Raw genomic sequence first — 17,235 nt, forward strand, 5'->3', positions numbered from 1 at the left:
GGGGAGGCCGCCACCGGGCGGCGGTGGCGCACGGCGCTCCGCCCGCCCGCCGCACCCGTGCCTCCCGGCCACGCCGGCGCGCTGTAACCGCGCACGTCCTCGCGCCGCGCACGTCCTCGCACCCCGCACGGGCTCGGACCACACGCCCTCGAAACGCCCACGCCCCGAACCGCCCACCCCACGTACAAGGGAGAGATGTGTCGTGTCCATGACTGCCGAAGAGCCCTCGATGACCGCCGCCCCGGCGCGGGACGCCCTGCGGGCGACCGCGGGCGTCGCCCGGCGCCGTCCGGCGGTGGCGAAACGTTCCTTCATACTGGCCCAGACCTTCGGGCTGGCCGGGATCACCGCCTGGCTGACCCTGATCGCCATCAACAACATCAACGACCCCGGCACCAACGTCGCGCTGATGGAGCAGATGCTCACCATGCGGGACATCGCCGCCGACGACGTGCGCGGCCAGGGCCTGCTGTGGCGCGCGTGGTCGGACGACCTGGCCCGCCCGCTGCTCTACGGCGTCATCGTGGTCCAGGTCGCGATCGTCGCCCTGATGTGGCGTTCGGTCGCCTCCTTCACCCGTGCGCTGCTGGCGCCCACGCCGGCCCGGCACGCCACGGCCGTCGGCCAGGCGAACGTCGCCCTGGTGGCCTTCATGGGCCTGTTCCTGCTCTTCCTGATCGGCGGCCTGTGGTTCGGCTACTGGATGTTCATGGGGCCGGTCCAGGGGGTCCACTTCACCCTGCTGGGCATCGCCTTCCTGGCCATGCTCCTGGTGAACCAGCCGGCCTTCGTCCGTGAGGACGCGGAGGAGGAGTGACGGCACCCCGAGCGGCGGGCGGGCGGTACCTCGGGTGTCGAGGTGCCGCCCGCCCGTCGTCGTGCCCGGTCGCCCGGTCACCCGGTCACTCGGAGGCGTACCGCTCCACCCGCAGCACCTTGCACTCCACGTCCTGCGGCACCTCCGTCAGGCCCTGGGCCTCGACCTGGGCGGTCTGGCCGGCCGCCAGGTCGTTGGTGGCGGCGAAGCCCTCGTCCACGCGGGTGCCGGAGGCGTCCACGAACTCCACGTCGATCATGTAGTTCGACGTCTCCGACGAGTTGTTGGTGACCGTCAGCGTGGCGACCGGCCAGCTGAGGTCCGGGTCCACCTCGCAGGCGTCCACGGTGACGTCCTCGGTGGGCGGGTTGTCCTCGTTGTCGGAGGAGGTCAGCGGCTCCTCCTCCTCGGCGGCGGCGTCCTCCGTCGCCTCCCCGCCGGCCTCCTCCTGCGCGGCCTCGGTCGCCGGGGCCTCCTGCGCGGTGCCGGTGCCCTCGCCGTCCTCCTGCGGCGCGCAGGCCACGCCGCCGAAGAGGCCGATCAGCGTGGCGGCGCCCAGGGCGGCGAGCGTGCGACGACGGGCGGAGATGGTGCTCGACATGGTGGTCCCTCTCTTCACTGTGAACACGGCCGCGATCCTCGCGGGCCGTCGAACAGGGGGATTAATCCGCGTAGAAACGGCATTTCACGGCTCCCGGCACCCGTTCGGCGGCGGCCCCCTTCGGTGCATTCATTCCAACAGTGCGCTGTGAACCTTGTCAACACGAAACCCGCGTTGATGCCGTCAACGGCGTGTACGTCCTGCGGCGTGAAGTGGCTATATTGCGAGTGGACGCCACCGTGAACCCGCGGTGGCCGGCCGGCGCCGGGGAACGCGCGGGCGCCCGTGTCCGGTCGTCCGACCGGCCGCCGACCACCACCGCCACCACGGAGGACGCCGTGCCGGACCGCCCACTCGTCACCGCAGCCGAGATCGCCCGCCTCGCCGGCGTCGGCCGGGCGGCCGTGAGCAACTGGCGCCGACGCCACGAGGACTTCCCGCGCCCCGTCGGCGGGACCGAGGCCAGCCCCGCCTTCGACCTCGCCGAGGTGGAGGGCTGGCTGCGTGCCCAGGGCAAGGTCGCCAGCGTCCCGCAGCGCGAACACGTCTGGCGGCTGCTGGAGGGACACCGCGCCGAGGACGGCAGCCTCACCGCCGCCCTCACCGTCGCCGGCGCCTGGCTGCTGCACCTGCACCTCACCCGGCGCACCGACCACCCCGGCACCGCAGAATCCCTCGTCGAACGGCTCACCGCCGCCCTGGAGGCGGCCGAGGCCGCCGGCGCCACCGGACTGCCCGCCGCGGTCGACCTCCCGACCGCCCTCGCCGCCCTCCCCGGCGGGGCACCCGCCCTGCTCCCGCTCGCCGCCGCCCTCACCGACCTCACCACCGGGCGCGCCGCCGAACTCACCCCGGCCGACGCCTTCACCCACCTGCTGGACCGTCACGTCGAGGCGGTCGCCCGGCAGCTCACCATCACCCCGCAACCGGTGGCCGCCCTGATGGCCGGCCTCGCCGGTCTCGCCGACCTCACCCCCGGCCACGGGGCGGCCGGCGCCCCCGGCCACGGGGCGGCCGGCGCCCCCGGCCACGGGGCGGCCGGCGCCCCCGGCCACGGGGCGGCCGGCGCCCCCGGCCACGAACCGGTCGGTGTCCTCGACCCCGCCTGCGGCACCGGCGCCCTCCTCCTGGCCGCCGCCGACGCCCTCGCACCCCCCGCCTCCACGACCGGCGCCTCCACGACCGGCGGCGCCGCCCCTGGCACCGGTGCCGCCCCCGGCACCGCCCCCCTCGCACTGATGGGACAGGAATCCGACCCCGGACTCGCCGCCCTCGCCGCCCTGCGCCTCGCCCTCACCCTCCCCGCGGTGCCGACCACCATCCGGCGCGGCGACTCCCTGCGCGCCGACGCCTTCCCCCTCCACGGCGCCACCACCGCACCGACCGCCGCCCCGCCCACCACCCCCGCGCCGGTCACCGCCGTGGTCTGCCACCCCCCGTTCAACGAACGCAACTGGGGCCACGACGAACTGCCCTACGACCCCCGCTGGGAGTACGGCTTCCCGCCCCGCACGGAGTCCGAACTGGCCTGGGTGCAGCACGCCCTCGCCCACGTCGCCCCCGGCGGCGGCGTCGTGATGCTGATGCCCCCCACCGTCGCCTCCCGCCGCTCCGGCCGCCGCATCCGCGCCGAACTGCTCCGCCGCGGCGCGCTGCGCGCCGTCGTCGCACTGCCCCCCGGAGCCGCACCGCCCTACGGCTTCCCGCTCCACCTGTGGGTGCTGCGCCGCCCCGACCCCACCGCCCCCGCGCAGCCCACCCCCCACGTGCTGCTGCTCAACGCCGCCGCCGCACTGGAGGACGAGCAGACCCCCGCGGGCGCCACCGCCCCGACGACCGGACGGCTGCGCTCCGCCGCCACCTGGGAACGACTGCACACCACCGTGCTCGACGCCTGGCGCGCCTTCGACCAGGCCACCGCCGCACCCCACGGCGGCACGCCGATCCCCGAACGCCCCGGCCTGCTGCGCGCCGTCCCCGTCATCGACCTCCTCGACGAAGAGGTCGACCTCACCCCCGCGCGCAACGTGCCCTCGCCCGCCCCACGGCAGCGCGGCGAACGCCTCGCCGGCACCCGCGAACGCCTCGCCGACCTGCTCGCCGACGCCGTGCGCCTGCTGCCCGAGCCCACGAAGGCCGGCGGCGACACCAGCACGCCGACCGCGCCCGCGCCCTCCGGACGCGCCACCGTGACCACCGTCGGCGAACTCGCCCGGGCCGGAGCGCTCACCCTCCGCGTCAACTCCGGCCGCGGCCCCGCCGACGGCGAACCCCCCGCCGGCCTGCCCGTGCTGGAGGCCCACGACCTGCGCGCCGGCCAGGAGCCCACCCCCACACCCGGAGCAGCCGCCGGCCGGCGACCACCCCGCCCCGCCGAGGACCCGGGCGCCGCCGAACGCCTGGTCACCCGGCCCGGCGACGTCGTGCTGCCGATCGCCGGCGGCACCTCGCACGCCCGCGTCCTGGAACACGGCGGCGCGGTGCTCGGCCGCGGCCTGTGCCTGCTGCGCCCCGACCCGAGGCAACTCGACCCGTGGTTCCTCGCCGGCTACCTGCGGGCCACGGCCAACACCCGGCAGGCCGCCACCCACGCCTCCAGCACGGCGCGCCTGGACGTCCGCCGGCTGCTCGTGCCGCGCCTGCCGCTGGACGAACAACGCCGGCTCGGCGAGGCGTTCCGCCGGCTCATCACCTTCGAGACCGGACTGCGGCACGCGGCGGAACTGGGCGGCCGGCTCGTCCAGGACCTCACCGACGACCTGGTCGCCGACACCCTGGACGGCGGGTGAGCGGGCCGGCCGGCTCCCGCCGGGCCGATCGGCTGCCGCCGGGCTCGCCGGACCGTCGGCCGAACGGCTGGTGCCCCGAGGAGGGAGCGCGATGACCCTGATCCTGTCCCGGTCCGCCGTCGAGGCACACCTCGACGTCCCGGCCGTGCTCGACGCGCTGCGCGCCGGCTTCGCCGCGCCCCCGGCCGGCGGCGTCCCGGCGCACCGCCTCCGCACCGACCTGCCCGGCCCCGGCACCGCGACCTGCCTGATGCCCGGTCTGCTGCCGGACGTTCCCGCCTACACCGTCAAGGTCAACGCCAAGTTCCCCGCCGCCACCCCGGCCCTGCGCGGCGTGGTGTGCCTGCACGACCTGGCCACCGGGGAACTGCTCGCGCTGCTCGACTCCGCCACGGTCACCGCCTGGCGCACCGGCCTCGCCGCGGCCCTCGGCACCCACCTCCTGGCCGACCCGGCCGCCGGGACGGTCGCCGTCGTGGGCGCCGGGACGCAGGCCGCCATGACGTTGCGCGGCCTGCGCGCCCTGCGGCGGGTGGACCGCGTCCTCGCCCACGACGTCGACCCGGCCAGGGCCGCCGCGTTCGGCACGCCGCTGCCGGACGCCGCCGCCGCGCCACGCGCCGCCGACGTGGTGGTGCTGGCCACCTGGTCGCGCCAGCCCCTGCTCGACGCCCCCGACCTGCGGCCGGGGCTGCACCTGACCAGCCTGGGGGCCGACGAGCCGGGCAAGGTGGAGCTCTCCGCGGAGCTGCTGCGCGCCGCCCGGGTGGTCGTGGACGACGTCGAGCTGGCCGCGCGCAGCGGCGGCCCGCTGGGGAACGTCGGGCTGGGAGCCGAGGCTGCCGCCGGCACGCTCTCCCAGGTGGTGCGCGGCAGCGTGCCCGGCCGGGTGGGTGACGGGCCGACGGTGTACGCGCCGGTCGGCTTGCCCTGGCAGGACCTGGCGGTCGCCTGGCCGGTGTACCTGGCCGCCCGCGCCGCCGGGGACGCGCTTGCCGTGGACCTGCTGAGCTGACGGGTGATTTCGCAGGTGGGGCGGTACTCACTTGGCGCGGTCATGGCCGGAGTTATCCACAGGGAGGGAATGGGGGCTCCGCAGCGTGACCATTCCATGAAAGGCTTGAAATAAGGGGGTCCCCCTTCGGGCCCCCTGCAGGTGTTGCCTGTGCGGCCTGTGTTGCCTGTGCGGCACATGCGGCCTGTGTGTCAGGTGCATCGCATGCGTGCTATGCGATGTGATGCTGCGCGATGTGGTGCTGTGTGATGTGTGTGCTTGAAGTGCGCGGTAGGCATGTTCTGTTCGGCAACGGTCATGCACCTGTCGGGAGTTATCCACAGGTGGTACGTGGGGGACTGCGCTCAGTAACAAGTTCGTGGGATCCTGAAACAGGGGGTCCCCCCGGAGCGGGTGGTTGATCAGGCAACAACATCTGGCATGGCCCTGACGCAATCTGGCAGCTTCGGGCAACAGCAACCGGAAGGCGGCGACACGCAGCGGCGGCGAGGGCAGGCGAGCGCCGGCAGGCTAGCGTCGGCAGCGGACGGCACCCAGGAAGCGCCTCCTGTCGCAGCGTCGGTGTCTCGTGTCGCAGCGTCGGCGTCTCGTGTTGCAACGCCGGCGTCTGCTGTCGCAACGCCGGCGTCTGCTGTCGCAACGCCGGCGCCTCCTGTGACCGAGTGTCTCCTCGAAACCCTGATCAAGCGTGTCCCGATGACCGAGTGTCTCCTGGAACCGTGATCGAGCGTGTCCCGTGCAGCCATGTGCCCCCGTCCGCACGGGAACCCGTCGGATGCCCGCGCGGCCGGCGCGCGGCATACTCGGAGCACCAACCAGCGCGCCGGCACGGTCGCCCGCCGCCGATCCGTGCCCGTCCGCGTCTGCCGCCGGGAGTTGGGGAGTCGGAGCGGGGGCCGTCCGAGGCGCATGGACCCGCCTCATGACCCTGGAGCGCCCGTGACCGCCCCGTCCTTCGGTTCGGGTCCCGGCCTGCCGCCGGGAACGCCGGCTCCCTTCGGCGTCGCGCCCCCGTCGCCCCGCCCCACCCCGCTGCCGATCCGCCTGCTGTGGTGCGCGTTGCCCGTGTTCTCGATGGGGCTGATCGCCTTCGGTCCCGCGCTGTGGGTGGCGCTGCGGCACCGACGGCGCTGGGACTGGGTGTGGGTCGGTGTCTTCGTCGCCGTCACCGTCGCCGTGTGGGTCATCGCCGCCTCGGCCCCGACGGACGGGTCCAGCCCGTGGGTCGGCCTGGCGGCCATCGTGGCGATGACCGGCGCCGTCACCCACGAACTGCTGGCCGACCGGGCGCCGCTGCCGACGCGTGAGACTCCCCCGGGACTCATGCCCGCGGCCGTGGCGGCGGACGGCGCCGGGGCGTGGCCGGGGTACGGGGCGGCCTACGCGGCGGGAGCCGGTTGGCCGGCCGAGGCGCAGCAGCCGGCGGTGGCGCCGCAACCGCACCAGTACCCCCAGCAGTACCAGGCGCAGCCGCAGCACTACCAGCCACACCCTCAGCAGTACCAAGCGCATCCCCAGCAGGACCAGGCGCACCAGCAGTCGCACCAGGAGGCGGCGCAGGGGTACTACGAGCGGCCTGAATCCCGGCCGCCGCTCCCGCCGGAGCCCCAGCCCGAGCCGTACGTGGTGCCCCACCAGGCCGCCCCGCCCACCCCCGCGGCGTTCGACCCCCGCCCGTTCGAACCCGGCCCCGCGCAGCCCTGGCCGCCCCCCGCCACGCCGTTGCCCGGGTCACCGTCCGCGCCCCCGTCCGCGCCGCCCGCCTCCGCGGCCGTCGGCGGGGAGGTCACTCCGGGGCACCGCAGGCGGGTGGACCGGATGCGCGCCGAACTGGAGAACCTCGACGCCCTCGTGGACCCCGAACCGCACCCCCGCCCCGGGCCGCACCCCCGCCCCGAACCCCACCCGCACCCCCGCCCCGCGACCGCGCCCCGCCCCGGGCTCCGGCCGGAGGGCGGCGCCGACGGGAGCGCCCGGTGACCCGCCCCGGCCGGCTCGTCGCGGGACGCTACCGGCTCGGCGAGGCGATCGGGCGCGGCGGCATGGGGGAGGTCTGGGTCGCCTACGACGAGGCGCTGGACCGGCGGGTGGCCGTCAAGCTGATGCGCTCCGAGCTGCTGTCCGGCCGCGGCGACCACGGCACCGAGGTGCGCCGCTTCGCCCGCGAGTGCCGGACCGCCGCGCAGATCGACCACCCCGGCCTGGTCACCGTCTATGACGCCGGCGAGGACCGCCCGACGGACGATCCCACGGCCTCCGGCGGGCAGCTCTACCTGGTCATGCAACTGGTCGACGGCATCAGCCTCGGCGACTTCATCGCCGAGACCGACCCGATGCCCTGCGAGTGGGCGGTGGCGGTCGCCGCCCAGCTGCTCGGCGTCCTGGCGGCCATCCACGCCGTCTCCGTGGTCCACCGCGACCTCAAGCCCAGCAATGTGATGGTCCGGCGCGACGGCACGGTGCGCCTGCTCGACCTCGGCATCGTCGCCGTGCTCAGCGACGCGGCCACCAAGCTCACCCGCACCGGCGCCGCGCCCGGGAGCCCCAGCTACATGGCCCCCGAGCAGGCGTACAGCACCACGGTGGACCGCCGCACCGACCTCTACGCGCTGGGCTGCCTGCTGCACGAGATGCTGACCGGCCAGGCCCCGTTCCGCGCGCCCACGGCCTACGCCCTGGTGGCGATGCACCGCGCCACGCCGCCCACGCCCGTGCGGCAGCTCCGCCCGGAGGTGCCGGAAGCGCTGGAGCGGCTGGTCCTGGACCTCCTCGCCAAGGAGCCCGACGCCCGCCCGGCGGACGCCCACGAGGTCTACCGGCGGCTCGCCCCGCTGCTTCCCGCGGCCGACCCGGCGCTGCCCGTGCCACCGCTGGGCTTCGGCATGCCGGATCCCACCCGGCCGTTCCGCTTCCCGCTGGCGCCGGTGCTCTCCGCCCCCGCGGCCCCCACCGGGACGCCGTGGGCACCGGAAGGCACCGGGTCCGGGCAGGCGGCGTTGGTCCCCTCCACCCGCCCCTTCGACGCCCGGCTGTTCCCGGCCCTGAGCACCCCGGCCACCCCGGCGACGACGCCCCCCGCCGCGCACGGCCACAGCACCCCACCTGGCGACACCACCCCACCACGCCACGGCACCACGCCCGGCCAGGCCGCCGAACCGGGCCAGACCGCCGCGTTCGGCCGGACGGCCCCGGCGGGCCCCGGCGACCCCGGGGCCACCGGCGCCTTCCCCGCCACCGCCCTGTCCTTCCCGGCGGTCACCGGACCCGCCCCGGTGCCGCCGGGCCGTCCGCCGTCGGCCCCGGCCGGCGCCGGGCAGCTGGACCTCACCCAGGTGGGGCGCGACGTCTCCCGGATGCTCGACGAGGGCCGCTACACCCAGGCGGTCGACCTGCTCGCCCGCGTCCTCCCCGAGGCCGCCGCCCGCCACGGCGACGACGCCCGGGTGGTCCGCACCCTGCGGCACCACTACGCCGCCACCCTCCAGATGGACGCCCAGTACGGCGCCGCCCTGCGGGAGTTCCGGCACCTGGCGCGGCAGGCCGAGGCGGAGGGCGGCCCGGAGTCCGTGGCCGCCCTGGAGTACCGGGCCGAGGCGGCGTCCTGCCTCGAGGAGCTCGGGGAGCCGGCGGCGGCGCTGGCCGAGTACCGGACGGTCCTGCCACTGCTCCAGCGGCACCCCGACGCGGATCCCGAGCAACTGCTGACGCTCCGGCGCAGGATCGGCGACCTGCTCGCGCACCAGCGTGACTTCCGGGGCGCCTGGGACGTGCTGGCTCCGCTGCTCCCCGAACTGGAGCGCCGCTACGGCCCGCACGACGACGAGGTGGTGGCGCTGCGCCACACCCTGGACTCCCTCCAGGCGGCGGCCGGCGACCCGCAGACCGGCCCGCAGTACCTCGGCCCCCAGCACTCCGCTCAGCAGCACACCGGCGCACACCAGACGGGCCACCCGCACACGGACCCGCGGCAGCCCGGTGGTTCCTGGCCGGGCACCGCCGGCGGCGGCTGGTACCCGCGGTGAGGTGAACCTCCGCCGGCTGACCGGCCGGCCGCGCCGGGAGGGTGTCACACCGGCCTGGAATCCTGCCCGGCATGGACGAGCTCATCGGAACCCAGGCGCCGAGGCGCCGCATCACGGATCCGGCCGAGGCGGTACGCGCGTTGGAGCGCGCGGTGCCCGGCCTGGCGGCGTACCGCCGCCCCGAGCCCGCGGTCCTGGACTGGGCGCTGCTGGAGGACGCGCTGGGCACGCCCCTGCCGGCCGACTACAAGCTGCTGGCGGCGCACCACGGCGCCTTCGCGCTCGGGGACTTCCTGTTGGTCGGCCTCCCGGAGCCGGGCGCCGAGCGGTACCTGCTGGGCGGCATCCGCGACGACCTGGAGGGCGTGCTCCAGGACTGGTGGGAGGCGGACATGTCGATCGGCCTGCGTCCGCATCCGGCCCCCGGCGGCCTGCTGCCGTGGGCCCAGTCGAACCAGGGCGACCACTTCCTGTGGACGACGACCGGTGACGGGCCGGAGCAGTGGCTCGTCACGGTGGCGTCCCACAACGGCGGCTGGTGGCACTACGCGGGCGGGGCGGTGCAGTTCCTCGCCGAGCTGGTCGAGGGCACCCTGGAGCCGTGGGGGCTGCCGCCCGTCCGTCCCGGGGTCACGCCGTGCTAACCGGGCCGTCGCCCCCCCCGGGCGCGAAAAGTCCGTTGACTCTGCTCGGCGGCGGGTGGATAGGGTCCGGGCCATGTCCCTGCCGACCACATCCCCCGGCCCCGGCGGCTCCGGCCCGGCCGCACAGTACGAACTCGACGACGCCCCCGAGCGGGTGGACCGGGACGCCGTCTGGGGGTTCCTGTCCACGGCGGCCTACTGGGGGCGCTGGCGGACCCGCGAGGACGTGGAGAAGCAACTCGACGCCGCGTGGCGGCTGGTGGGCGCCTACCGGCGCGGTGACGGCGCCATGGTCGGGTTCGCCCGGGCGATCTCCGACGGCGTGGGGTTCGCCTACCTCTGCGACGTGTTCGTGCTGCCCGAGGCGCGCGGCGCCGGTCTCGGCAAGGAGCTGGTGCGGGTGATGGTGGAGGAGGGGCCGGGCGCGGACTTCCGCTGGGTGCTCTTCACCGAGGACGCGCACGGTCTCTACGAGCGCTTCGGGTTCGCCCCGCCCGACGCCACCTGCCTGGTCCGCCCCAGCCGCCAGGGCTGAGGCCCGCCCTCGGAGGGCGGAGCCCCACCGCCGGTGCTGAGCCCCACCGCCAGCACCGAGCCCACCGCCGGCGCTGAGCCGACCGCCAGGGCCGAGCCCGGCCGACCCGGCGGCCGGGCTCCGGGCCGGGCGGGGCTCAGCCGACCAGAGTGGCCATCGGCCGCTGGGCGGCGTAGGCGAGGACCCGTTCCGCCGAGCGTTCGACGATCCGCAGGTCCACCCGCCAGCCGTCGGCGGCGTCCTCGGGGAGGAGCACCGCCAGGGCGGCGGTGTAGCCGGGGCCCGGCCGCAGCTCGGCCATGCGGATCCGGCGCGGGCCGTCCGGCACGTCCTCCCGGCGCAGCAGCCGGGGGCGGTCTCCGGGGCGGCTCACCCGCAGCCGGCGCATCGGGGCGGTCAGCCCCTCGCCGGTCGCCTTGAGCACCGCCTCCTTGCGGGTCCAGTAGGTGAGGAAGCCGGCGCAGCGGTCCGCCTCGGGGAGTTCGCCCACGATCCGGCGTTCCTCCTCGTCGAGGCTGGCGGCCAGCACGCCGTCCAGCGTCGGCGGCAGGCCGAGGGCGTGTTCCGGCGGCAGCCGTTCGACGTCGACGCCGACGGTGACCTCCGCGGAGAGCGCGCCCTGCACGGTGCGGGCCACGGCCACCACGACGCGGTCGCCGGAGTGGGAGAGCGACAGCGCCGGTGGTCGGGTGGCGGGCAGGCCGACGGGGACCGGACGGCCGTGCGGCCGGCCGCACTCCCGGCAGGTGGCGTCCAGCTCGACCTCCGCCGGCGGCAGGCCGGCCTCGCGGCCGAGGAGGAGTTTGGCCAGCAGGCGGGCGGTGCCGAACCTGGCGCGGTCCTCCTCGCGCTGGTAGGCGTCGTGCCGGGCGCGCTCGGTGGTGTCCAGGGCGGGCAGGTAGGCGTGCGGATCGGTCAGCGGCGCCGCCCACCACACGTGGCATTCGACGACCGTCTCCGGGTACCAGTCGCTGTTCCAGAACGTGGTGTCCGTTGCCCTCATGGCGTGGCTCCCTCCCGCGGGCCGCCACCGGCGGCCCGCCCCCGTGGTGCGGTTGGTACCGCTGTTGACACTGCTGGGCTTGGTGTCGGTGTGGACGGTGGTGAGTCGGTGGACGTGGCGGCCGGCCCGGCGGCGCGGGCCCGCCCGCGCCGGGCGGTGCGTTCGGCGGTGTGTCGGGCGGCGCGTTCCCGCAGGTGTTCGGTGAGGGCGGCGCCGTCGCCGGAGAACCAGGCGGCGTGCTCGACGAAGTAGCGCTCCCACGACGTCTCGGCGTGCGCGCGGTCCGCCAGCACGCCGGTGAAGTAGTCGATCTCGCTGAGCGCGTAGTCGCCGTGGGTCAGCGGCACCAGTTCGGGCAGCAGCCGGCTCTCGTACTCCGTCAGCGGGCGGAGCCGCTCGTATCCGTCGAGGAAGGCGTCCACCTGCTCGAAGCGGATCGCGGCGGGGCCGGGGAGCTCGTCCCGGCGCAGCCACTCCACCGCGAACCGTTCCAGCGCGGTGGCGATGTCGTGCACGGCCGTGCTGGCGTTGGCGAGTCCGAAGTCCAGGATCCCGGAGACCTCGGCGTCGTCGTCCGGCCGGGACCACAGCAGGTTGGTGGGGTGCCAGTCGCCGTGGCCCCACAGCACGGGCAGCCGGGCGAGGCCGGCCGGACCGCCGGCCACGCGCATCAACCGGCGGTGGTGCGGGAGGTGCGCGGCGGCGAGCCGGTCGTAGCGGTCCGGGTGCTCGGCGAGGAAGGCGGCGAGCGCGGGGCGGGCGGCGGCGAACCGGTCCAGGGCGGTGCGCGGGTCGGCGGCGGAGAACACCTCGTGGCTCACCAGCAGGGGCTGCGGGGCGCGCGCCGGCGCGGTGAAGGAGGCGGCGGCCAGGTGCAGCCGGGCCAGTGCGGCACCGGCGGCCCGGGCGTGGGCGGGGGAGTGGAAGGGCGTCCAGGAGAAGCGGTCGCGGTAGAGGTCGTGGCCGGGCAGGACGGTGTGCACCTCGTAGGTCCACGGTCCGTCCGCCAGCGCCGTCCCGGTCGGACCGGGCCCGGTCGAACTCGTCTTCGCCGGGCCCGCCTCCGCCGGACCGGTCTGCGCCGGGCCCGCCTCCGCCGGACCGGTCTGCGCCGGCGCGGACGGCGGGAGGACCTCGGCGACGGGGAGGCCGTGCCGGCGCAGGTGCGCCATGAAGCGGTGCTCGGCCGCCAGCGACGCCGTGGTGCGCACCGTGACGTGGTGGCGTTTGACGAAGAGCCGGCGTTCGGGGGCGCCGTCGCCGCCGTCCAGGTGCACGATCGCGGCGGCGGACAGCGGCCGGGGGCTGCGCCAGCTGACCCGGGCGGCCGGGGTGCCGGCCGGGGTGCCGCCGGGCGGGGTGCCGGCTGGGGCGCCGCCGGGCGGGGCGGTCGCGTCCGGAGGGGCCGCGGGGGAGCGGGGGTGCGGTTCGGCCGTGCCAGGGCGGGGTTCGGCGGCGCTCGAGCGGGGCTCGGCGGGGCCCGGGAGGTGGAAGCGCGCCAGGACTCCGGCCGCCTCCGCGTCGGTCAGCGGCGGCCAGTCCGGCTCGACCAGTTCCGCGTCCCCCATGCCGAGGATGCGGAACCCGTCGTCCTGGGCCGTTCCCATGCCTCCCACCTGAGTCAGCTCCATCCCGCCCGCCACCTCACCGTGGGGCTTCGCGGGTCTCGGCGGTCACCCAGTCGAGGTAGGCGGTGCTGCCCGCGGTGACCGGCAGGGCGATGATCTCCGGGACGTCGTAGCCGTGCCGCTCGGCGATCTGCCGCTCCAGCCGCTCCCGGCGGTCCTCGGTCGTCTTGAACAGCAGCTGCCACTCCTGTTCCTCGTGTACCGCCCCTTCCCAGCGATACACGCTGGTGACCGGCCCGACGATCTGCACGCAGGCCGCCAGCCGCGCCTCGACCGCCGCGGCGGCCAGCTCCCGCGCGGCCTCCGCGCTGTCGGTCGTGCTCAGCAGCACCAGGTGTCCCGTCGCGTCGCTCACGCAGACAGTGTTGCGCACCGGTGGCTACCGGCGTGTGACGGTGCTGTCAACGTCCGGGGGACTGCTTTGTCGGATGGCCACCCGTGTACTCCGTTCGGGCGAATCGGAAGCACGGAAACGATTCTTCGGTCCGCCTGCCCAGCCGCCCCGGCGACGATGCCCGCAGCCGCCGCACGCCAGGGCTGACGAGGCGCCAACTCCCGCGCCGACCGGGCGCTTTGGGTGCCGGCGACCGTTTCCCTACCACAGGAGTTGAGGCCCTCATGTCCACGCCCGCTTCCGAGGAATCCCCCCGCCCCTCCCGGAGAACCGTGGTGCGCGGTGCCACGCTCGTCTCCGCGCTCGGCGCGCTGCTGCCCGGCGGCCGAGCCTGGGCGCGCCCCCGCACCGCCGACAGCGCGCCCGCCGTGCCGCCCGCCCCGCGCGACGTCGACCCCGACCGCTGGGCGGCCTGCGTCAAGGCCGCCCGCGACATGCTCCAGGTCGGCGAGGACGGCAGCGACCTCAAGCTCGCCCACCTGAAGGTCCTGATCGACGACGGCCTGCCGCCCACCAGCCGCCCGGCCAAGGTGCTGGTCGTCGGCGCCGGCATCGCCGGCATGACGGCCGCCTGGCTGCTGCGCCGCGCCGGCCACGAGGTCACGATCATCGAGGCCAACGCCAACCGCGTCGGCGGCCGGATCAAGACCTACGGCACCGACACCGGCCTGGGCCCCGACTCCCCCTTCGCCGACCCCCTCCAGTACGGCGAGGCCGGCGCCATGCGACTGCCCGACTTCCACCCGCTCACCCTCGCCCTGGTCGACCGGCTCGGCCTGCGCCGCCGCCTCTTCCACATCACCGACATCGACCCCGACACCGGCAACCAGGACGCCCCGGTCCCCGGCGTCCAGTACCGCTCCTTCGAGGGCGAGACGTGGAGCAACGGCCCGGCCGACACCGGCTTCCGGCCCCCGGACAAGGTGAACCGCACGTGGAGCCGCACGAACGGCATCCAGGTCCGCCGGGCCGACTACGCCGTCGACCCCCGCCCGGTCAACGAGGGCTTCGGCCTCACCGGGGAGGAGGCCGGCCGCACCACCGCGGCCCTGCTGGACGCCGCCCTCGCCGAGGCCCGCGGCCACCTGCCCGACCCCACGCCCGGCGCCGGCCCCGCCACCCGCGAGGAGGCGCAGCAGTGGGTGGAGGCCTGGGCCCGGCTGATCGAGGCCTACGACCGCTACTCGATGTGGGGCTACCTGAAGGAGCGCGCCGGACTCTCCGACGCGGCCATCGAGGCCATCGGCACGCTGGAGAACCTCACCTCCCGCATGCCGCTCTCCTTCCTGCACAGCTTCCAGGGCCGCTCCATGATCAACCCGGCCGCCACCTACTGGGAGATCGAGGGCGGCAGCTGGCGGCTGCCGTACGCGCTGCTGCCCGAGGTGGAGGACCTGCTGCGGCCGAACCGCCGGGCGATCCGGGTGCACTGGCGGGACCCGGCGGAGGGCGGGGACGGGCCGGCCGTGCGCGTGGTGACCACCGAGGAGCCGCCGAAGGAGACCGACGAGGCGCGCCAGGCCGCCGCCCCGGCCGGGGTGGTGGAGGAGTTCACCGGCGACCTGGCGATCATCACCGTGCCGTTCTCCAGCCTGCGGCACGTCCAGTTCGAGCCGGCGCTGTCCTACGACAAGCGGCGCGCCGTCATCGAGATGCACTACGACTCGGCCACCAAGGTGCTGCTGGAGTTCAGCCGGCGCTGGTGGGAGTTCGACGAGGCGGACTGGGAGCGGGAGCTGGAGGCCGTGGAGCCCGGCCTGTACCAGCGGATGGGCGGCGCGCGGGGCGGCGCGGAGCCGGACGCCGCGGCCGGCACCTCCCGCTGGCTCGGCGCGCACCCCTCCGTCCCCGGCGACGGCGTGTCGCAGCGGCAGCGGGAGCTGTACGACGGCTACGGCGGCCCGAGCCCGCGCATCCGGGAGGCCGACGGCTTCGTGGGCGGCGGCTCGGTGACCGACAACCCCAACCGCTTCGCCTACTACCCCTCGCACCCCGTGCCCGGCAGCCCCGGCGGCGTGGTGCTGGCCAGCTACAGCTGGGCGGACGACGCGGCGCGCTGGGACTCCATGGAGGACGACGAGCGGTACGTCTTCGCCCTGCGCGGCCTGGAGGAACTGCACGGGGAGCGGATCAAGGTCTTCTACACCGGGCACGGCGCCACCCAGAGCTGGCTGCGCAACCCCTACGCCTTCGGCGAGGCGGCGGTGTTCACGCCGGGGCAGCTGGTCCGCTTCCAGCCCACGGTGGACCGCCCGGAGGGGCCGCTGCACTTCGCCGGGGAGCACACCTCGCTCAAGCACGCCTGGATCGAGGGGGCCCTGGAGTCGGCCGTGCGCTCGGCGCTGGAGGTGCACGCCGCCGCCGAGGCGCGCGGCAGTGGTGCCGCCGCCGACGCGGTGGGCACCCCGGCCCCGGTGCCCGGCCAGGGCTCGGCTTCGGACGGGCGCGGCGCCGAGGAGCCGGCGGAACAGCGGACGACGGCCGGCTGAAGCGGGATGGCCGCCTGTGGCGGGACGGCCTGCTGAGTCGGGATGGCCGGTTGAGAGAGACGGTGCCCGTGGTGCCCGGTTTCGGGTGCCACGGGCACCGTCCCGCCCGGACGAACGCCGACGGGCGCACCGATGACCATCGGTGCGCCCGTCGCGTGGTGTCAGTGTCGCCGTCCGGTGGAGGACCGGAGGGCCGTTGTGCGCCGCCAGGGACTCGAACCCCGAACCCGCGGATTAAGAGTCCGCTGCTCTGCCAGTTGAGCTAGCGGCGCTCGCTGACGTCGAAGACCTTAGCAGTCCGTCCGCTGCCCGCCAAAATCGAATGGTGCGGCCCTGGCCACGCGCGGGGCCGGGGAGGCGCCCGGGAGCTGCGCCGCCGGGTGTTCGGGCCGGCTGGTCCGGCTGGTGGAGCGGATGCAGGCGAGCACCAGCGCGTGGGCGTCGGGAAGCCACGGGTGCCGGGTGTCCGGGGCGACGATCCAGCGGTGCGGGCCGTCCGGTCGGGGGCAGGGGGGCGGGACGCTCACGCTGTCGCCCCGGCCGTAGCAGATCGGGCGGTCCGTGGGCGGCGTGGTCCACTGCTCCCAGCCGAGCAGCCGGGGCAGGCGGGCGGCGGTGCCGGGCTCGGTGAACAGCAGCACCCGTCCCCGGTGGCCGGCGACCGGACCGCAGCCCGGCCCGGAGAACCACAGCGCGTTGAGCACCCGCCGGCCGAAGAGCGGGGATAACGACACGACGTCGAAGACCTCGCCGCAGGGCAGCACGGCGGGGGCCGCCGGCCGCACCGCCCAGATCGCGCGCTGGCTGTCCGGGAAGGGGCTGGCCGAGGCGAGCCAGGCCACCCCGGCGGCGGTGACCCGCTGCGCCGAGGAGAGCGCGGAGACCTGGGAGGTCGCGCCGGCGCCCGCGTCGCCGGACTCCCGGGTGGACTCCGCCCGCCTGGTCGACGGCCCGGCGCCGGGGCCGGCGGGGGCGACGGTTCCCCCCGGGGCGGTGTGGCCGATGGAGACTGTGTGGCCGATGGGGACGGTGAGGCTGCCGAGGGAACCCGAGGGCGCCGAGAACCCGGCGGCGGACGCGGGGTCGGTGGACGCGGCGGGGGTGACCGGGATGACCGCGGCGGTGGGTGCCGCGGGTCCGAGCGGGGTGGCCGGCCGGGTGGTCAGGGCCGCCGTCGGTCGTGTCGGGTCGCTGGCATCCATGGATCCAGAAGTATCTGATCGATCATCGGACGGAGAAATTTTCACGGGAACGTGGGGTGGAGTCGATGGTTCCGGGGTAGCGTCCGCCCGCCGGCC

General features: G+C 76.0%; 13 protein-coding genes and 1 tRNA gene. 8 read left to right on the forward strand and 6 right to left on the reverse strand.

All coding sequences use genetic code 11. From position 1 onward, the window contains the following. The first annotated feature begins 208 nt into the window (after nucleotides 1–208). Entirely contained in the window at nucleotides 209–817 is a 609-nt protein-coding gene (locus tag FHU37_RS26220; protein ID WP_246451483.1) for a DUF2165 family protein, read from the forward strand. An 85-nt stretch (nucleotides 818–902) separates the two neighbouring features. Here FHU37_RS26220 and FHU37_RS26225 read toward each other — a convergent pair whose 3' ends face one another. Beyond that, complete coding sequence (locus FHU37_RS26225) at nucleotides 903–1,418, reverse strand: FxLYD domain-containing protein (protein ID WP_179817112.1); 516 nt, start codon at nucleotides 1,416–1,418, stop codon at nucleotides 903–905. A gap of 338 nt (nucleotides 1,419–1,756) precedes the next feature. Between FHU37_RS26225 and FHU37_RS26230 the strand changes: the two genes are divergently transcribed. The 6 genes from FHU37_RS26230 to FHU37_RS26255 all read left to right on the forward strand — a co-directional run bounded on the left by FHU37_RS26230 (nucleotide 1,757) and on the right by FHU37_RS26255 (nucleotide 10,423). Beyond that, on the forward strand, nucleotides 1,757–4,207 hold the full coding sequence (locus tag FHU37_RS26230) for an N-6 DNA methylase (RefSeq protein ID WP_179817408.1): 2,451 nt from the start codon (nucleotides 1,757–1,759) through the stop codon (nucleotides 4,205–4,207). 91 nt (nucleotides 4,208–4,298) lie between these two features. Then, the gene (locus FHU37_RS26235) at nucleotides 4,299–5,222 is read left to right on the forward strand and encodes an ornithine cyclodeaminase family protein (RefSeq protein WP_179817113.1); all 924 of its coding nucleotides are present in this window, start codon (nucleotides 4,299–4,301) and stop codon (nucleotides 5,220–5,222) included. 939 nt (nucleotides 5,223–6,161) lie between these two features. Then, nucleotides 6,162–7,202 (forward strand): hypothetical protein, encoded by a 1,041-nt coding sequence (locus FHU37_RS26240; protein ID WP_179817114.1) that lies wholly within the window; start codon nucleotides 6,162–6,164, stop codon nucleotides 7,200–7,202. Next, on the forward strand, nucleotides 7,199–9,244 hold the full coding sequence (locus FHU37_RS29170; RefSeq protein ID WP_312892875.1) for a serine/threonine-protein kinase: 2,046 nt from the start codon (nucleotides 7,199–7,201) through the stop codon (nucleotides 9,242–9,244). Before FHU37_RS26240 ends, FHU37_RS29170 begins: the two co-directional genes overlap by 4 nt. 71 nt (nucleotides 9,245–9,315) lie before the next feature. Further along, nucleotides 9,316–9,888, forward strand: a complete 573-nt coding sequence (locus FHU37_RS26250) for an SMI1/KNR4 family protein (RefSeq protein WP_179817115.1) — start codon at nucleotides 9,316–9,318, stop codon at nucleotides 9,886–9,888. Between the two features lie 73 nt (nucleotides 9,889–9,961). Beyond that, nucleotides 9,962–10,423, forward strand: coding sequence for a GNAT family N-acetyltransferase (locus FHU37_RS26255; RefSeq protein ID WP_179817116.1), 462 nt, complete (start codon nucleotides 9,962–9,964; stop codon nucleotides 10,421–10,423). Nucleotides 10,424–10,559: 136 nt separating this feature from the next. Here FHU37_RS26255 and FHU37_RS26260 read toward each other — a convergent pair whose 3' ends face one another. The 3 genes from FHU37_RS26260 to cutA are packed head-to-tail and all read right to left on the reverse strand — an operon-like array spanning nucleotide 10,560 to nucleotide 13,409. Further along, nucleotides 10,560–11,426 carry a 4'-phosphopantetheinyl transferase family protein gene (locus tag FHU37_RS26260; protein ID WP_179817117.1) on the reverse strand — a complete coding sequence of 289 codons (867 nt, stop codon included), beginning with the start codon at nucleotides 11,424–11,426 and terminating at the stop codon, nucleotides 10,560–10,562. Continuing rightward, nucleotides 11,423–13,033 (reverse strand): phosphotransferase, encoded by a 1,611-nt coding sequence (locus FHU37_RS26265; protein ID WP_179817118.1) that lies wholly within the window; start codon nucleotides 13,031–13,033, stop codon nucleotides 11,423–11,425. Before FHU37_RS26265 ends, FHU37_RS26260 begins: the two co-directional genes overlap by 4 nt. 37 nt (nucleotides 13,034–13,070) lie before the next feature. Continuing rightward, a complete protein-coding gene (gene cutA, locus FHU37_RS26270) occupies nucleotides 13,071–13,409 on the reverse strand; it encodes a divalent-cation tolerance protein CutA (protein WP_179817119.1) in 339 nt (112 codons plus the stop codon). Between the two features lie 263 nt (nucleotides 13,410–13,672). Between cutA and FHU37_RS26275 the strand changes: the two genes are divergently transcribed. Further along, the gene (locus tag FHU37_RS26275) at nucleotides 13,673–15,937 is read left to right on the forward strand and encodes an FAD-dependent oxidoreductase (protein WP_179817120.1); all 2,265 of its coding nucleotides are present in this window, start codon (nucleotides 13,673–13,675) and stop codon (nucleotides 15,935–15,937) included. A 199-nt stretch (nucleotides 15,938–16,136) separates the two neighbouring features. Here FHU37_RS26275 and FHU37_RS26280 read toward each other — a convergent pair. Both FHU37_RS26280 and FHU37_RS26285 read right to left on the reverse strand, forming a co-directional pair. After that, a tRNA-Lys gene (locus FHU37_RS26280) sits at nucleotides 16,137–16,209 on the reverse strand. A gap of 18 nt (nucleotides 16,210–16,227) precedes the next feature. Further along, on the reverse strand, nucleotides 16,228–17,139 hold the full coding sequence (locus FHU37_RS26285; protein WP_179817121.1) for a hypothetical protein: 912 nt from the start codon (nucleotides 17,137–17,139) through the stop codon (nucleotides 16,228–16,230). Nucleotides 17,140–17,235 lie beyond the last annotated feature (96 nt).

It is taken from the genome of Allostreptomyces psammosilenae (assembly GCF_013407765.1).
GTDB classification, from domain to species: domain Bacteria; phylum Actinomycetota; class Actinomycetes; order Streptomycetales; family Streptomycetaceae; genus Allostreptomyces; species Allostreptomyces psammosilenae.